The sequence below is a fragment of the Pseudomonas sp. SH10-3B genome (assembly GCF_019891415.1).
In the GTDB taxonomy this organism is placed as follows: domain Bacteria; phylum Pseudomonadota; class Gammaproteobacteria; order Pseudomonadales; family Pseudomonadaceae; genus Aquipseudomonas.
This window is the reverse complement of sequence record NZ_JAFLXD010000018.1, coordinates 16,157-34,437: the sequence shown is the minus strand read 5'-3', so window position 1 is coordinate 34,437 and position 18,281 is coordinate 16,157. Positions and strand designations below refer to the sequence as shown.

3 protein-coding genes are annotated in these 18,281 nt (G+C 64.7%); all 3 read right to left on the bottom strand.

Annotated features, from left to right (window positions below; genetic code table 11):
- Window positions 1-54: 54 nt before the first annotated feature.
- Window positions 55-13,989: a non-ribosomal peptide synthase/polyketide synthase gene (locus J1G35_RS15405; RefSeq protein ID WP_223015352.1), complete on the bottom strand. Its 13,935-nt coding sequence runs from the start codon at window positions 13,987-13,989 to the stop codon at window positions 55-57.
- Window positions 13,990-14,047: 58 nt separating this feature from the next.
- Complete coding sequence (locus tag J1G35_RS15400; RefSeq protein WP_223015351.1) at window positions 14,048-17,110, bottom strand: amino acid adenylation domain-containing protein; 3,063 nt, start codon at window positions 17,108-17,110, stop codon at window positions 14,048-14,050.
- A gap of 110 nt (window positions 17,111-17,220) precedes the next feature.
- Complete coding sequence (locus J1G35_RS15395; protein WP_223015350.1) at window positions 17,221-18,267, bottom strand: TauD/TfdA family dioxygenase; 1,047 nt, start codon at window positions 18,265-18,267, stop codon at window positions 17,221-17,223.
- Window positions 18,268-18,281: the final 14 nt, after the last annotated feature.

Below are 18,281 nucleotides of genomic sequence, written 5' to 3'. Positions count from 1 at the left end.
CACGTGCGCCGCGAGCGGCGCACTCCGAAGTCAGATAGCGGTCGAGGGCGGGGCTCATTTCTTCGGCCCCAGGCGTTTGAGCAAGGTGTCGAGGGTCGCCTGATTCATGCCCTTGGCCAGCGGGAAGTCCGACGGCATCAGCGTCCCGGCCTGCGGATCGAGGCAGTGTTCGACCAGCGCTTGCAGGTGTTCCAGCAAGCGCGCAGGCAAGCGGCTGTCGGCATCCGGCGTGACGCTGTGCCACTCGATGCGCAGCTCGCCGTCTTCCAGCCAGACCACCACTTCACGGCCGTGGGTCACACGGTTGCCCGTCGCCACGTCCGGCGGTGGCGTCAGGCGGCTGGCGCGCAACCATCCCGGTGGCGTCTGCGCATGGCCCAGATAGTTGAACAACACGTCGCCACGGCTCGGCGGCAGTTCGCCGCGCTGGCGCAACAGCCCAAAGCCGAGGCCTTGGCCCGGTACGCCGCGCAAGGCTTCCTTGGCGTTGCGCACGCGGTCGCCCGGCGCGCCACTGGAGTTCACGCGCAGCGGGAACAGGGTGGTGAACCAACCGACGGTGCGGCTGACATCCAGCCCTTCAAACGGCGCATCGCGGCCATGGCGCTCCAGATCGACGACGATGTCGGCGCGGCTCTCGGCTTGCGCCAAGGTTGCGGCAAGGGCCGCGATCAGCAGTTCTTCCGGTTGCGTGCGATAGGCCGCGTGAGACTCGGTCAGCCATTGATGGGTGCGGTGAGCGTCCCAACGTGCGGCCAGTGTCTGCCGCTCGGCAACCGTGGCCAGCGGTTGGGCAGTGGCCGCAGCCTGGGCATTCCAGTAGCGCCGTTCGGCACTGACGCTGGCCGCATGGGCGTCCAGGTGTTCGGCCCATTGACGGTAGGACGTGGTTTTTGCCGGCAGAGTCGGGTTCTCACCGCGCTCCAGCGCTTCATAGACCTGTTGGAAGTCTTCCAGCAGTGGCGTCCACGACACGGCATCGATCACCAGGTGGTGCGCCACCAGGTACAGACGCTGTGGTTCGCCTTCGAGCAATGCGGCCGCGAACAGCGGGCCGTTTTGCAGGTCCAGGCTTTGCGCGACGTTGTCCAGTTGCTCCAAGCGCTCGCAGCGGACCAACCGCGCCGGTTCGACGGCGGCGATCTGCGCTTGCCAGGCGCCGTCGACTTGATTGAAGCGCAGGCGCAAGGCGTCGTGATGGGCCACCAGTCGGTCCAGCGCCGCTTGCACCTGATCCGCGTGCAGTCGGCGCTCACTGTCGGCCAGCACCGATTGGTTCCAATGTGCGGCGTGCGGTTGCTGTTGATCGAAGAACCACTGATGCAGCGGCATCAGCGGCATCGCGCCGATGACATCGCCCTGTTCGGCCAGGGTCAGCAGTGGGCTCGCTACTTGTGCCAACGCCGCCGGTGTCGGCGAGCGGAACAGGTCCTTCGGCGTGAGCGAGTAACCCTGTTCGCGCAGGTGTGAAATCAGCTTAAGGCCGAGAATGGAATCGCCCCCCAGTGCGAAGAAACTGTCCGAGGTGCCGACTTCACGGCCAGCGCTGAGGTTTTCGCCGAGCAGTTCGCCGAACAACCGGCAGAGCAAGGTTTCCAGCGCATTGCGCGGCGCAACGTAGTCTTCGTGAGACTGCGGCAACGGCAGGGCGGCCAGGGCTTTGCGGTCGATCTTGCCGTTGCTGGTCAGTGGCAGCGCCGGCACCTGGACCCAAACCGCGGGCACCATGTAGGCCGGCAATTGCGCGGCGAGGGAGGTGTCGAGGCCGTTCACTGCGGCGCTGCTGCTGTAGAACGCCACCAGACGGTTGTCGATCACCAGGGTGCAGGCGCCGGTAACGGCGGGCAGATTCAACAGCGCCGCATCGATCTCACCCAGTTCAATACGCTGGCCGCGCAGTTTCACCTGATGGTCGAGCCGCCCGAGGTATTCGATGTTGCCATCGGCGAGGAAGCGGCAGCGGTCGCCGGTACGGTACAGGCGATCCCCCTCGACAAACGGGCTGGCGAGGAAACGTTCCTCGGTCAGGTCCGCACGCTTGAGGTAACCACGCGCGACGCCGACACCGCCGATGTACAGCTCGCCGATGCTGCCGATGGGCAGCGCCTGCATGGCCTCGTCGAGGATGTACAGGCGCAGGTTGGCAATCGGTTTGCCGATCGGCACGATCACGTCGTCCACCGCGCAGCGCCAGACGGACACGTCAATGGCGGCTTCGGTCGGGCCGTACAGGTTGACCAGCGCGGCCGGGTGTTGGCTCATGAAACGGCGCACCAGGTCCACCGGCAGCGCTTCGCCGCTGGCGAACACCTGGCGCAGTGTCGTGCAATTGGCAAGGCTTGGCTCGTCGACAAATACACGCAGCATCGACGGCACGAAGTGCAGGGTGGTGACCTGCTCCTGCTGGATCAACTGGCTGAGGTAGGCCGGGTCGCGATGGCCGTCCGGGCGTGCCACCACCAGCGTCGCACCGGTGATCAGCGGCCAGAAGAACTCCCACACCGAGACGTCGAAGCTGTACGGGGTTTTCTGCAACACGCGGTCGTTCGGGCCAATCGGGAAGGCGTCCTGCATCCAGTGCAAACGGTTCATCAAGGCGCCGTGTTCGTTCATCACCCCTTTGGGCTGGCCGGTGGAACCGGAGGTGTAGAGCACGTAGGCGAGGTCATTGGCGCTGACGCTGATCGGCTCGCCCGTCGGGGCGTTCGGCAGCGTGTCGAGAGTCCAGGCGCGGTGCCCGGCGGGCAAGTGTTGCAGCCACTGCGCTTGCGTCAGGGTGACGTGGGCGTCGGCATCGCCGATCAGGAAGGCCAGGCGCGCGGGCGGCAACTGTGGATCGAGCGGCAGCCAAGCCGCGCCGGCATGCACGATACCGAGCAGGGCAACCACCATCTCGACCGAGCGCTCCATGCACACCGGCACGATGGCGCCGCAGCCGATCCCGGCGCCGCGCAGGGCGCGGGCGACAGTCTGCGCACGCTGATCCAGCTCGGCGTAGCTCAGGCGCTGGCCTTCGAACACCAGCGCCGGAGCGTGGGGCGTCAGCGCGGCTTGTTGGCTCAGGGCCGTGTGCAGGTTGGTCGGGCCGCTGTAGGTCCGTTCGGTGGCGTTCCAGCGCTCCAGTTGCTGTTGATCCTGCTGCTGCGGGAACAACTCGACCAAGGCGCGCGCCGGGTTTGCCACCAGGGCATCCAACAGTTCACACCACTGCGTACTCCAGCGCTGCATTGTCCTTTCGTCAAACAGCGCCGCCTGATATTCCAGCGCCAGGGTCATGTCGCTGCCGTCATCCTGAACTTCCCAGCTCTGTTCGAATTTGGCGTCGATCAGTGGTGGCGCCTGTTCCTCAAGGGTCAGCCCGGGCCATTGACTGCTGTCCATGCGGCCATGATTGAGGGAGAACAACACCTGGAACAGCGGCGTGCGATTCAGGTCGCGGCGCTGGGCCACGGCGCCCACCAGTGTGGCGAACGGCAGGTCGGCGTGGGCCTGGGCGGCGCGCAGGTCGGCTTCAAGGTCGGCGAGCAATTGCTCGGCCGGCGCTTGTTGATCGACTTCGCTGCGAATCACCAAGGTGTTCACCAGACATGCCAGCAGCGCCTGGGACTGCGGCTGGTCGCGCTGATCGGCCGGCGTGCCGAGGCGAATTTCACGCTGGCCGCTGTAGCGCGCCAGCAAGGCACTCAACGCGGTTGCCAGCACCACATACGGCGTGGTCCCGCGTTGACGGGCGAACTGGCGGATCGCTTCGGCGCGCGTGGCACCGAGGCTGACGCTCAGCAGGTGCGCGCGACGATCCGCCTCGGCGCCGCGTGGGCGGTCGAGCGGCAGGTCGAGTTGGTAATCGTCCGGGCCGAGGTGGTTTTTCCAGTAATCCAGGCTGTCGTTGCGACGGGCCAGGGTCTGTGGGTGCTGTTGCCACAGCGCGAAGTCCACATAGTCGATGTCCAGCGCTGCCCAGTCCGGGGATTGGCCATTGAGGCCGGCGCCATAGGCTTGCGCCAGTTCATCAATGAGCAATTGCATCGCCCAACCGTCGGTGGCGCTGTGGTGCAGGCACACCAGTAGCAGGTGTTCATCACTGCCCTGACGTTGCAGCAGGTGCGCGCGCCAAGGTGCGGCGAGCGCCAGATTGAACGGCGACATCAGCGCGGCCTGCGCCTCGCTGCACGCCGAGGCCCAGTCGTGTGCCGCCACCGAGGTGACTGTCAATGCGGGGCCATGATCGTCGATCAGCAACTGCGGCTCGCCGTCGACTTCGATGATGCGGCTGCGCAGCACCAAATGGCGCTCGCTGACCAGCTCAAAGGCTTCACGCAAGGCGTGTACCTTCAGCTCACCACGCAGGCTCAGGGCAAACGGCATGTGGTATTCGCGAGAGTCCGGCACCAGACGGCTGAGCATCCAGAACCGCTGCTGCGCCAGACCCAACGGCAACACCGTCGGACGTGGTTGTGTCGTGATCAGCTCGCCTGGCGTTGCTGCGCGCAAGTGATCGGCCAAGGCCGCCACGGTCGGTTGCGCGAACACCAGCGCCAGCGGCAGGCTTGCACCCAGGCGTTCACGCACCCTCGCCACCAGGCGGGTGGCCAGCAACGAGTGACCGCCAAGTTGAAAGAAGTGATCGTCGATCCCGACAGTCGGGCAATCCAGCAATTCGGCGAACACTTCGCACAGCACGGCTTGCGTCGCATTGCGCGGCGCGCTAGGCGGTTTGTCGTGGTGTGCATCGGGTAATGGCAGGGCGGCGAGTGCCTTGCGGTCGAGCTTGCCGTTGCTGTTGAGCGGAAGGCTGTCGAGTTGCACCAACAGGCTGGGCAGCATGTGTCCCGGCAGGGTGTCGCTCAGGTGTGTGCGCAGCGAGGCTTCTTCGGCGTTGCCGCACCAGAAACTCACCAGGCGCTCATTAAGCAACAGCGTTGCCGCGTCACGCACAGCGGAATGCGCCAGCAGTTCGGCGTCGATCTCACCCAGTTCAATACGCTGTCCACGCAATTTCACCTGATGGTCGAGCCGCCCGAGGTATTCGATGTTGCCATCGGCGAGGAAGCGGCAGCGGTCGCCGGTACGGTACAGGCGATCCCCCTCGACAAACGGGCTGGCGAGGAAACGTTCCTCGGTCAGGTCCGCACGCTTGAGGTAACCACGCGCGACGCCGACACCGCCGATGTACAGCTCGCCGATGCTGCCGATGGGCAGCGCCTGCATGGCCTCGTCGAGGATGTACAGGCGCAGGTTGGCAATCGGTTTGCCGATCGGCACGATCACGTCGTCCACCGCGCAGCGCCAGACGGACACGTCAATGGCGGCTTCGGTCGGGCCGTACAGGTTGACCAGCGCGGCCGGGTGTTGGCTCATGAAACGGCGCACCAGGTCCACCGGCAGCGCTTCGCCGCTGGCGAACACCTGGCGCAGTGTCGTGCAATTGGCAAGGCTTGGCTCGTCGACAAATACACGCAGCATCGACGGCACGAAGTGCAGGGTGGTGACCTGCTCCTGCTGGATCAACTGGCTGAGGTAGGCCGGGTCGCGATGGCCGTCCGGGCGTGCCACCACCAGCGTCGCACCGGTGATCAGCGGCCAGAAGAACTCCCACACCGAGACGTCGAAGCTGTACGGGGTTTTCTGCAACACGCGGTCGTTCGGGCCAATCGGGAAGGCGTCCTGCATCCAGTGCAAACGGTTCATCAAGGCGCCGTGTTCGTTCATCACCCCTTTGGGCTGGCCGGTGGAACCGGAGGTGTAGAGCACGTAGGCGAGGTCATTGGCGCTGACGCTGATCGGCTCGCCCGTCGGGGCGTTCGGCAGCGTGTCGAGAGTCCAGGCGCGGTGCCCGGCGGGCAAGTGTTGCAGCCACTGCGCTTGCGTCAGGGTGACGTGGGCGTCGGCATCGCCGATCAGGAAGGCCAGGCGCGCGGGCGGCAACTGTGGATCGAGCGGCAGCCAAGCCGCGCCGGCATGCACGATACCGAGCAGGGCAACCACCATCTCGACCGAGCGCTCCATGCACACCGGCACGATGGCGCCGCAGCCGATCCCGGCGCCGCGCAGGGCGCGGGCGACAGTCTGCGCACGCTGATCCAGCTCGGCGTAGCTCAGGCGCTGGCCTTCGAACACCAGCGCCGGAGCGTGGGGCGTCAGCGCGGCTTGTTGGCTCAGGGCCGTGTGCAGGTTGGTCGGGCCGCTGTAGGCCCGTTCGGTGGCGTTCCACTCGACCAATTGGCGCTGGCGTTCCGGCACGGTCAACGGTGACCAGTCGCCAAGGCGAGCCTGGGGAGCGTCGAGCATGGTCTCCAGCAGTTGCTGCCATTGCGTGAGCCAACGCCGCGCCGTGGCTTCGCTGAACAGCGAAGCCCGATACTCAAGCAGTACCGACAGCACGTCGCCGTCATGCACTTCCCAGTTCAGGTCGTACTTGGTGGATTGCGCCGTGACGGCCCGCTCGCGCACCTGCACCTGTGGCCAATCACTGGTCGAGGTCTGTGCGTTCTGCATCACGAACAGCACTTGGAACAGTGGCGTCTGGTGGAGGTTGCGTTCCGGTGCGAGGTGTTCGACGACCTGGTCGAACGGCACATCCTGACGCTGCTGGGCATCCAGTACGGTATTGCGCACCTGTTGCAGCAGGCCTTCGAAATCCAGTTGTGGATCAAGGTCGGCGCGCATGACCAGGGTGTTGATGAAGCAACCGATCAAGGGTTGCAGCTCAGCCAGAGGCCGTTGGGCCACCGGGCTGCCGAAGCGCACATCGCGCTGGTTGGCGTAACGACCCAGCAGCAACTGCGCGGCGCCGAGCATCAGCATGTACAGCGTCGCGCCACGTTGCCGGGCGAACTCACGCAAGCGCCCGACCAATTGCGCCGGCAGTTGCACCTGCACGGCGCCGGCAATGGGATCGAGCTGAGTGGGGCGGCCTTGCTCGGTGGGCAGGTCCAACAGGTAATTGCCATCCTCCAGTTGTGCGCGCCAGTACTCCAGCTGACTGGCGAACAGCGCTTGCTGGGCGGGTTCACGCTGCCAGAGCGCGTAGTCCGGGTATTGCAGCGCCAGGTCCGGCAGTGTCGCCACAGTGCCCTGGCATTGCGCGGTATAGAGCTTCGCCAGTTCGTCCAGCAGGTTCTGGCTGGACGCATCGTCGATGGCGCAGTGGTGCACGGTCAGCAACAGCAGCGCCTGGGCATGCTGATGGCGCTGAATCAGCGTGGCACGCACCGGCGTCTGGGCCGCGAGATCGAAACGGTGCCCGGTTTCCGCGTAGATGGCCTCGTCGGTCAGTTGTTGCCAGGCTTCGTCGCTGCTGGCGTCGAGCGTAGTTTCACGCACGATGAGGTTGGCGTTGGCTTCGATCACCAGCGACAACTCGCCGCCGGATTCGCGCACGATGCGGCTGCGCAGGATCTCGTGGCGTTGGATCACGCGGTTAAGCGCCGCTTGCAAGGCAATGGTATTCAGCGCGCCGTCGAACTGCACGGCACTCACCACGTTGTATTCGCCTGCGCCGGTGCTCAATTGTTCGAGGAACCACAGGCGTTGCTGTTCGAACGACAACGGCAAACGGCTTGGGCGCATGGCCGCAACAAAGGTCGCTGCCGGCGTTTTCAGCGGCTGCCCCAGGAGGGCGGCCAAGGCGCTGAGGGTCGAGTGTTCGAACACCGCGCGCAGAGGCGGCACCGTGGCGAATTGTTGGCGCAGACGCGCAAACAGCACCGCCGCCAGCAACGAATGCCCGCCGAGGTAGAAGAAGTGACTGTCGCGCCCGATCTGCGCCAACGGCACATTCAGCAGCTCGGCCCACAAGGCCGCGAGTTGCTGTTCGGCAACGCCGCGTGGCGGGTCTTGCGCGTCCGGTTCGGCCTGGATGTCCGGCGCCGGCAAGGCCTTGCGATTGAGCTTGCCGTTGTCGGTCAATGGCAATTCGTCCAGCAGCACGAACGCCGATGGCACCATGTAATCGGGCAGGGCGGCGCCAATGGTTTTGCGCCAGGCATTGAGGTCTGCGGGTTGATCGCAGGTGACGTACGCCACCAGGCGTTTGTCGCCGGGCACGTCTTCACGGGCCAGCACCACGGCTTGACGCACACCCGGCTGGGCGCCGATCAAGGCTTCGATTTCCCCCAGTTCTACGCGGAAACCGCGGATTTTCACCTGATGGTCCATGCGCCCGAGGTATTCGAGCTGGCCATCCGGCAGCCAGCGCACCAGGTCACCGGACTTGTACATCCGCGCACCGGCCTGAGGCGAAAACGGATCGTTGATGAACACCTTGGCGGTCTGTTCGGCGCGGTTCAGATAACCCCGCGTCACGCCGGCGCCGCCAATGTGCAGTTCCCCTGGAACGCCCACCGGCATCGGATTGAGGAAGGCATCGAGGACGTAGGTCCGTACGTTGGCTATCGGGCGGCCAATGATCGGGCGGGCCGGGAAGTCATCCACCGCGCAAGCGGTCGCATCCACCGTGCATTCGGTCGGGCCGTAGGTGTTGAAAAAGCGGCTGCCGGCAATCGCTGGCAGTCGTTGCCAGAGCTGCGCGTCCACGGCGTCGCCGCCGAACAGCACAAAGCGCGGCAAGTACACTTCGCCACGGCGCACGCCATCGCTTTCCAGCAACGCCTTGAGTTGCGCCGGGGTGCATTCGAAGGCCTCCAGGCGGGTTTCGTGGAAAAACGCGGCCAGGGCGTCAGGGTCGTAGCGCACCGCTTCCGGGGTCAGATACAGGCTGTGGCCGTCGAGCAGCAGAATCAGCTCGGCCACCGAACTGTCGAATGCGAACGAGTAGTTGAAACTGGTGCGCATCGGCTGATCGGTATAGCGGCGGTACAACCCATGAATTCGCGCCCACGCCAGGTTGACCACCGACCCCTGGGTGACGAGGGTACCTTTGGGCTTCCCGGTCGAACCGGAGGTGTACATGATGTAGGCGAGGTCGTCCGGCCCGGCCAGCGGCACGGGGTTGGCATCCGGTTGATCGGCGAACAGGTTCGCGTCGCTGTCCAGGCGCAAGCGTGGCAGTGCGGCGCCCAGGTGCTCCAGCAAACCGTGCTGGCCGAGGAAAAACGCCGGTTGCGCGTCTTCGAGCATGTAGGCCAGGCGGTCCACCGGGTAGCTCGGGTCCAGTGGCACATACGCGCCACCAGCCTTGAGAATGCCCAGCAGACCGATCAATAGCTCCAGCGAACGTTCGACACACAGTGCCACCGGACTGTTGGCCACGACGCCGCGGCTGCGCAGGTAATGTGCGACCTGGTTGGCGCGGCGGTTCAGTTCGGCGTAGCTCAGGCGCTGCCCTTCGAAGCACAACGCATCGCGTTCTGGCGTGCGTTCGGCCTGTTGCTCAAACAATTGGGCGAACGTCAGGTGCCGGGGCACCTGCATGTCGGTGCGGTTCCACTCGACCACGGTGCGCTGCCATTCCGCTGCCATCAGCAGCGGCAAGGCGGCCACCGGACGTTGCGGTTCGGCGAGCATCTGTTCGAGCAGGTGTTCCAGGCGCGCAAGGGTCTGGCGCGCACTGTCGGCGGCGAACAGATCGAGGGCGAACATCAGCTCCAGTTGAATAGGGGCATTGGCCGGACAGAGCACGTGCAAGTCCAGATCGCATTCGCTGTGGCGTAGCGGCGTGTCGAGGGCGTTGAAATCCAGCCCGGGGAAGCGCAGCTGCGACTCCATCGCCAGTTGCTGCGCAACCATCACCTGGTAAAGCGGTGCATGGCTGAGGCTGCGTGGCAGTTGCAGGCTATCGACCAATTGCTCGAAGGGCAGGTCCTGATGTTGCAGACCTTCGCCCAAGCGTTTGGCCACTTGACCGACCACTGCGGTGAAGTCGGCTTGGGCTTCGAAGTCGGCGCGGATCGCCAGGTTGTTCAGCAAAATGCCAAGCAAGCCTTCGGTGCCCGCTTGTTCGCGGTGGGTGACCGGGGTGCCGATCAACACGGTGGCATCGCCGCTCAACCGGTGCATCAACACGGCAAAACCGGCAAACAGCACAGTGAACGGCGTCGTGCCCAAACGGCTGGCAAAGGCTTGCACCCGGCCACTGAGCTCGGCGCTGAGCTCACGTTGCACGAGGCCGGCGCGGTAGGTTTGCACCGATGGCCGCGGGTAGTCGGTCGGCAGGGCCAGCAACGGGCTGCCTTCGCTGTCGCGGCGCTCCAGCGTGGTGGTCCAGTAATCGAGTTGACGCGCGAGCTCGGCACCTTGCAGGTGTTCGCGCTGCCACAGGGCGAAGTCAGCGTATTGCACCGGCAGGGGGGCAAGATCGGCAGGTTTTCCAGCGCAGCGGGCTTGGTAACCCAGCGCCAGTTCGCGCAGGGCAATGGTGGCTGACCAAGCGTCCGACACCATGTGATGCAGGGCGATGCCCAACACGTGCTCCCCTGGCGCCAGGCGCAACAGGCGTGCGCGCAGCAGTGGTGGCTGGGTCAGGTCGAAAGGCTGCTCGAAGATGTCTTGCAGCGCCTTGAACTGCGCGCCTTCGCGAGCGGTGCTCGCCAGGGCGGACAAATCCTCGAACGGCAGCGCAATGCTCAGCGCATCGCTGATGTGCTGGCACGGCACACCGTCGTTGCTGCGAATGCCGGTGCGCAGGATTTCATGGCGCACCAGCAAGTCATTGAGGCTGGCGTGCAGCGCGTCGACGTTGAGTTCACCGTTGAGGTGCAGGGCGAACGGAATGTTGAACAGCGTCGTCCCCGGCGTCAGTTGCTCGATGAACCAGAGGCGTTGCTGTGAAAAGGACAGTGGCAGCAGCGCAGGGCGATTGTGGGCTTTCAGCGCGTGGGAGGCGCTGGCGGGCGGCGTTGAAGCTGCGGCCTGGCGTGCGGCGATGGCCACGGCCAGCAACGCGACCGTCGGTTGCTCGAACAACACGCGCAACGGCAGGTCGAGTTTGAAGTGCGCACGCAGGCGCGCCACGATCTGGGTGGCCAACAGCGAGTGGCCGCCCAGGGTAAAGAAGTTGTCTTCCACGCCCACGCTGTCGCGCCCAAGCACTTGAGCCCAGACGTTCGCCACGGCAGCTTCCAGTTCGTTTCGCGGTGCAATGCTTTCCCGGGTGTCGGCTTCCCAGTGCAGTTCCTGGGCCGCGAGTGCCTTGCGATCGACCTTGCCGTTGTTGTTGAGCGGCAAGCGCTCCAAGCACACGAAGGCCGCTGGCACCATGTAGGGCGGTAATTGCGCGCGCAGGTGCTCGGTCAGCCCTTCGTTGCCCAGTGTCGCGTCATGCGCCGACCAGTAGGCGACCAGCCAGGCTTCGCCCGAGGCGTTTTCGCGGAGCAGCACAGCGGCTTCGCGCACATTCGGGTGTTGCGCCAGACGGTGTTCGATTTCGGTCAGTTCGATGCGGTGGCCGCGCAGTTTCACTTGTTGGTCACGCCGCCCCAGGTATTCGATCACGCCGTCCGCACGCCAGCGGCCGAGGTCGCCCGTGCGATAGATGCGGTCTTGCAGTTGCGGGTGGTCGATGAACGCCTCGGCGGTGCGCTGTGGATCGTGCAGGTAGCCACGGCCCACGCCCACGCCCCCGACACAGATTTCCCCGGCCACACCGAGCGGTACCGCACGCAGGTACTCATCCAGGACGTACAGGCGGTTGTTAGCGGTTGGCCGGCCGATCGGCATGTGGCTGACGTCGGCGTGCGGCGCTTGGAAGATCGGTTGGAATGCCACGTCGTCGGCGCACTCGGCCGGGCCGTAGGCGTTCATCAGGGCGATATCGGGGAAACGTGCGAACCAGTCCCGGGCCACGGTCGGCGGCAGGGCTTCACCGGTTGGCAGTACCCAGCGCAGATCCGGTAAGTGCAGATCGCAGGGGCACAGGGCGAGCAGGGTGCGCATCAGGCTCGGCACAATTTCCAGCACACTCAGGCGTTCGCTGGCGAGTACATGCAGCAGGCGTTGCGGGTCGTGCGCGACTTCGTCCGGGAGGATGTGGACGGTGGCGCCGAGCACCGGCGCGGCGAGGAACTGCCACACGCAAATGTCGAAGGCCACCGATGCGGTCTGTGGAATCCGCGCCTCGGCGTTCAGTCCCAGGGACGGCACCTTGCCGAAGATATTATTGAGCATGCCGCGCTGCTCGATCATCACGCCTTTGGGCGTCCCCGTCGAACCGGAGGTGAACAGCACGTAGGCCAGGCTGTCCGGGCGACCGAGCCATGGCAGCGGTGCATCGTTGCCGGAGGCGAAACACGCTTCGGCGAACAACGCCTCGGGCGCCTGGTCGAGACCGCCGAGCACCTGATCAAGCAACGCATTGCACGCGTCGCTGGCGACCAGCAACGGCGCGCGGGACAGGCCAATGATCTCGCGCAGACGCTCCGGCGGATGATTGATCTCAAGCGGCAGCATCGCACTGCCGGTCTTGAACACGGCGATCATCATGCTCAACAGCGTAAGGCCGCGCGGCGCCAGCAGCGCGACCAGTTGGCCTTCGCCGGCACCGGCTTCGCGCAAGGCGTGGGCCAGTCGCGTGGCGCGCTGATCCAGTTCGCGGTAAGTCAGTGACTCACCGTTGCAAACGGCGGCAACCTGGTCCCCGCGCTCGGCCACTTGCGCGGCAAACAGCTCGGCGTAGCTTTTATCCAGGGGGAAGTCGTGTGGGTTGACCGCCCATTCGTCGAGCAACTGCTGACGCTCATCGGCCGCCAGCAGCTCGAAGCTGCCCAACTGAGCGTCAGGCGCGGCGAGCATGTCGCGCACGAGGCTGGCGATATGGCCGAGCAGGCGTTGTACGGCGGGTGCGTCGAAACGTTCACGGTCGTAAGACACGCGAATGCCCAGTTGCTCGCCGGGCAGAATCACCACGGTCAGGCCGTAGTGCGTATGCACGCTGTGGTCCATGCCGTCGAGGCTGAACTGGAAACCGCCTTCGAGAATCTGTTCATCGATGGGGGCGTTTTCGAACACCAGAATGCTGTCGAACAGGGTTTCGCCGCGAGGGAAATCGCTCCAGCCCTGGATATCGGTGAGCGGCGTGTGTTCAAAGTCGCGCATATAGACGTTCACGCCTTGCAATGCGCTGAGCCAGTCGCCCAGCGATGCATCGGGATCAACCGAAACGCGCAACGGCAAGGTGTTGATGAACAGGCCGATCATTTCTGCGACGCCGGACAGTTCTGCCGGACGCCCGGCGACCGTGACACCGAAGATGACCTCACGTTGGCCGCTGTAACGCGACAGCAGCAGCGACCAGACGCCCTGGAAGAACGTGTTCGGGGTGATGCGCTGGGCGCGACAGAATGCGCCCAGCGCCTGGGTTTGCGATTCAGTCAGGTGAATCAGTTGGTCGTCCACCAGGACCGCGTCTGTGTAGCGGTCACGGGCCACGCCGTTGTCCACGGTCAGTGGGGTCGGCGCATTGAGGCCCTGTAGCTGGCGGCGCCAGAAGTGCTCGGCCTTGCCGGCGTCCTGGCGTTGCAGCCACTGGATGTAGTCGCGAAACGGCCGTGGGCTCTTGAGTTCCGGCGTGCGGTCATTACACAGTGCTTCGTAGACGTTGAGGAAGTCCACGGTCACCAGGGAAATGCACCACGCGTCCATCAGAATGTGGTGGAAGCTGCGAATGAACTCGTAGGTTTCGTCGGCCAGGCGCACCAGCCGGAAGCGAATCAGCGGCGGTTTCGACAGGTTGAAACCGACTTTCTGTTCCTCTTCAAGCAACGTGCGGATTCGCGCTTGCTGTTCGTGTGCCGCGAGGCCGCGCAGGTCGAGGGTGTCGAGCGGCACCTTGACCTCGCGATGGATCACCTGCACCGGTTGCTTCTGGGTTTTCCACTGGAAACTGGCGCGCAGGGAAGGGTGCAGCGCCACGACCTGGCGCCACGATTCGAGGAACGCAACCTCATCAATGGCGCCGCCGATGCGGTAGCGATCCTGCATCAGATACACGCCGGAGTCTTCGTGCAGCAGCGAGTGGAACAACATCCCTTGCTGCAACGGCGACAGTGGATAGATGTCTTCAATCGGGTTGGCAGTGGTTTTTTCGGTGGTCATTGAAAGCGTCCTGCAAAAATAGGGGCTGCGGCAACGGCATGACGACGAGGGCAATCCATCACAGGTCGGACTCGTTCAATTCGGCCATCAACGCCTGCATTTCGTCATCGGACAGGCCTGACGCGCTGAACTCGGTGCTCTCGGGCTGCGTTTCTGCCGCGCCCGCGACCAGTGGCTGCGCGACTTCGGCCATGGCGGCGATGGTCTGGCGTTCGAAAACGTGTTTGGCCGATAGCGCGATGCCTTGCTCATGGGCCTGCGCCACGACTTGCAGGCTGAGAATCGAGTCGCCGCCGATGGCAAAGAAGTTCTCGGTGACGCTCACGTTCGACAGCTTCAGGACTTTGCCGACGATGGCTTGCAAGGTGGTTTCCATGGCATTGCGCGGGGCCACATGGCTGTTCTCGTCGAGCTGGTCCGGGTCGGGCAATTGGCGGGTGTCGAGCTTGCCGTTGGGGGTGCGCGGGAAGGTCGCCAGGGTCAGCACCTTCGCCGGCACCATGTAGGACGGCAGGCGTTCGGCGAGGAAGCCCTTGATCGCTTCGGAGTCCGGCGCGTAGCCATGAGCTGCGAGGATGTAGGCGAGCAGGCGTTTGCCGGCAGCGTGTTCCTGCACGATCACCGCCGCTTCGCGCACGTCGCTGTGGCTGCACAGTTGGCGTTCGATTTCGCCGAGCTCGATGCGGTAGCCGCGCAACTTGACCTGGTGGTCCTTGCGGCCGAGGAACGCCAGGCGTCCATCCGCCAGCCAGCAGGCGAGGTCGCCCGTGCGGTAGGCGCGGGTGCCGTCGGCCAGAGTGACGAAGGCTTTGGCGGTTTCTTCAGGTTTATTTCGATAACCGCGCGCCAGCGTCGGGCCGGCGAGGACGATTTCGCCGGTTTCGCCGATGCCGCTGGCGATGCCGTGCTCGTTCAGCACGCGCAGGTCCATGCCGGCAATCGGTCGGCCAATGGTCAGCGTACGGTTGGGCTCCAGTACCTCATAAGTGGCCCAGACCGTGGCTTCGGTGGGGCCGTATTCGTTGACCAGGCGCGCCTGCGGCAGCGTTTTACGGTGTTGCGCGACCAGTGAAGGCGGGCAGGCTTCGCCGGCCACGATCCAGCACTCGAAACTGTCGGCGCCGTGGGTGCGCTGCAACTGGTCGAGCAGCGCCTGGTAGAGCGAGGGCAACGACAGTCCGTGGCTGACTTGATACTGGCCGATCAGGTGGGCCAGGCGTGGCATGTCCAGCTCTTCGCCGGGGGCGGGCAAGACCAGGCGCCCGCCTTGGGCCAGGGTCCAGAAAATCCCGGCTACCGAGCTGTCGAAGGCAAACGAGGACAGCAGTAGATACGCGCGCACCGGTGCGTCATAGGCCGCCATGCGGACCTGGGTCGAGTAGCTCAGTGCGCCGTGGCTGATTTCCACGGCCTTGGGTGCGCCGGTGGAGCCCGAGGTGTAAATCAGGTAAGCCAGGTCATCCGCGCCTGGCATCGGCAGTTGCGGCAGGTCGTGGCTGCTCGGCGGTGTTAGGTCGTCGAGGACGAATCGGCGCAGGCTGGCCGGCACACTGTCGGCCAGCCCGGCGCTGACCACGATGTGCGCAATGGCGCTGTCGGCGAGCATGTAGGCGCGGCGATCTGCGGGGTAGGCAGGATCAACGGGGACATAAGCACCACCGGCCTTGAGCACCGCAAGCATGGCGACAATGGCCGCGTTGCTGCGCGCAAACAGAATGCCGACCGGTACGCCGGCGCCGATGCCGGCCGCCACCAACTGACGCGCCAGATGCGTTGCACAGGCATCCAGGTCGGCATAGCTGAGGTCGCCATCCTGGTCGCTCAGGGCAATCGCATCGGGCTGTTGCGCGACCTTGCGGGCAATCAGCTCAACCAGGGTCACTTGTTCGATGACCGGCGACTCCGCTTGCGTCGCGATGATCTGTGTTTGCAGCGGGCCGCTCAACGGCAGCTGTGCCCAGTCCTGTTGCGGGTTGGCCAGCGCGCTCTGAAGCAGTTGCAACCATTGCTCGGCGAGGCACGTGGCGGCCTCGTGGCTCAGCAGGTGTTGGTCGAACACCACGTGGGCCTGTAGGCGGTCGGGCAATTGGCGGATGTTCAGGCACGCCTTGACCGGGGCCATCACCGCACTGGCATGGTGTTCGCGGGCATCGCCCACACGCCAGGCGAAGGCATAGCCGCCGTCCAGGTTCAGGGTGTAATAGTCCTGCCAGCCCACCGCGCGCTCGATCATGTCGCCGACGTGCCGGCTTTGCTCCAGCAGGGTCGACTGCGCAGCGAGCTCAATGCGCAGCGGCAGGCATTGTTCGAACAGGCCCAGGGCGAATTCCAGTTCTGCACCACGGCTCTCATGGATCAGCGTCAGCGGGACTTGCTGCTGGCCGGCAAGACGTCCGAGCACCGTCGCCCAGGCCGTCAGCATCAGGTTGGCCGACAGAGCCGGGTTTTGCGCAAGCTCAAGGGGCAGCGGCAAGTGCACGAGGGCTGGGGCAAAGCCTTGGCCGCTGACGGACTCAAGGGACAGCTGCAAAGCCGGTTGTTCGGTTTCGCTCAGGGGCTTCCAGAAACTCACGCCCGGATGATCCGGGGCGTCTTCCACCAGGCTCCAGCGCCACTCGGCGTAGTCGGCGTATTGCAGGGCTTCGCTGACATCCTCTGGGGTGTCCTGCAACAACAGATTGGCCAAGTGTTCCAGGCTGAGCAGGTCGAAGTGGCTGCTCGCAGCGGCGAGGTCCAGCAGGCATTGTTCATCCGACAACTGCACCAGCGTGACGGCCAGTGGTTCGGACCACTCGCGCGATTCGGTGGCGAGACGCTTCAATACAGCCGCTTGATCGGCGGCGTTCAACTGACGCAGGTCCTGCACGGTGACGGTCGGTGCACCGCTGTCGTGGATCACCTGGACCGGATGCCGCAGGCCCGGCACGGGCGTCAGCCGCGTGCGCAGGATTTCACTGGCGCTGGTCAGGGCCTGGAGACGCTGACTCAGCCTGTCGGCGTGCAGTGGCCGCGAAACGCACCACTGCAAATGGCAACAGAACGGATGTTCGGTGGCGCCGTTGATGTGCGGGTACACAGAAGCCTGCTGCGGCGAAATTCGAAAACCTTGGAGTCCGCTCATGTTCAACTCGACTGGAAATTGGGCTTGAAAGCGGGGCACGCCAGCGGCGCCATGGCGTGCCCGTCAATAAAGGACACGCCACCGGCCAATCACCGGAGCACCCGTTGAAATCAGACGGCGACGTCGCTCTGCAGCAAGGCTTCCGCCATGCCGGTCATGATGGCGCGCTTGCCGGTAAAGGGTTCGCGACCGTGCACGGCGAGCATGTTGTCGATAAACAACACGTCGCCTTGCTGCCAGCTGAACTTCACCAGTGAGTCGAGGTAAGCGGCGCGCAACGACTCCAGCACATCGGCTTCGATGGCCTCGCCGTCGCCGTAGAAGGTGTTGGTCGGCAGGTCAAGATCGGTGAAGTTGCTTTGCAGCGAGTCGCGAATCGACGGCGGCAGGGTGCTGATGTGAAAGAACGTCGCGTGGTTGAACCAGACCTCTTCGCCGGTGCGCGGATGGCGCACCACTGCCGGGCCACGCTGACGAGTGCGCAGGCGGTTGTTGTCTTTCCATTCCACTTCGATACCAACGCTGGCGCAGTAGGCCTCGACTTCCTGGCGGTCTTCGGACTGGAACACGGTTTGCCATGGCAGGCCGAAACCATCGCCGTAGTTGCGTACGTACAGCACGCCTTTTTCACGGAAGCGCGCTTGGATTTCAGGGCTGATCCGCGACTTCACTGCACGGGTCGAGCCGATTGGCGTTTCGCCACCGGTCTCGGACGGAAGATGGCAATAGAAGAACAGGCGCAGCGGGAAACGCGGCGAATAGGAGTGTTCGTTGTGCGCAAAGATCATCTGGTCGGCCGGGTAGTCGGTCGAGGTGTAGATGTTGCCGCCGACCCGGGTGCGCGGCGAGGCGCGGAACATGTATTCCAGTGCGCCGGGGGAGAGCGCGGCGATCACCTGGTCGAACTGCTCCACGGACCCTACCGAAAAACCGCGGAACAGTACGGCGCCGTACTGCAGCAGCTTCTGTTCGATGCTTTCGCGCTCGCGGGTGGCCCAGGCAACCAGATCGACACCACTGACGGCGGGTTCGATCACCAGTGGCAGGGCGTGGTCCGGGCTGAGCAGACGCTCGCTGACCAGTTGCTGTTCCGAGACGTTCATGGCTTTGCGACGCACGGCGCCGAGGGCGCGAGGCGATGGGGGCACGATAGACATAAAGGCATCCAACT

Excerpts from the sequence above, each read along its gene's own strand:
- J1G35_RS15395 (WP_223015350.1), bottom strand. The coding sequence starts at position 18,267 with ATGTCTATCGTGCCCCCATCGCCTCGCGCCCTCGGCGCCGTGCGTCGC.
- J1G35_RS15405 (WP_223015352.1), bottom strand. The coding sequence starts at position 13,989 with ATGACCACCGAAAAAACCACTGCCAACCCGATTGAAGACATCTATCCA.
- J1G35_RS15400 (WP_223015351.1), bottom strand. The coding sequence starts at position 17,110 with ATGAGCGGACTCCAAGGTTTTCGAATTTCGCCGCAGCAGGCTTCTGTG.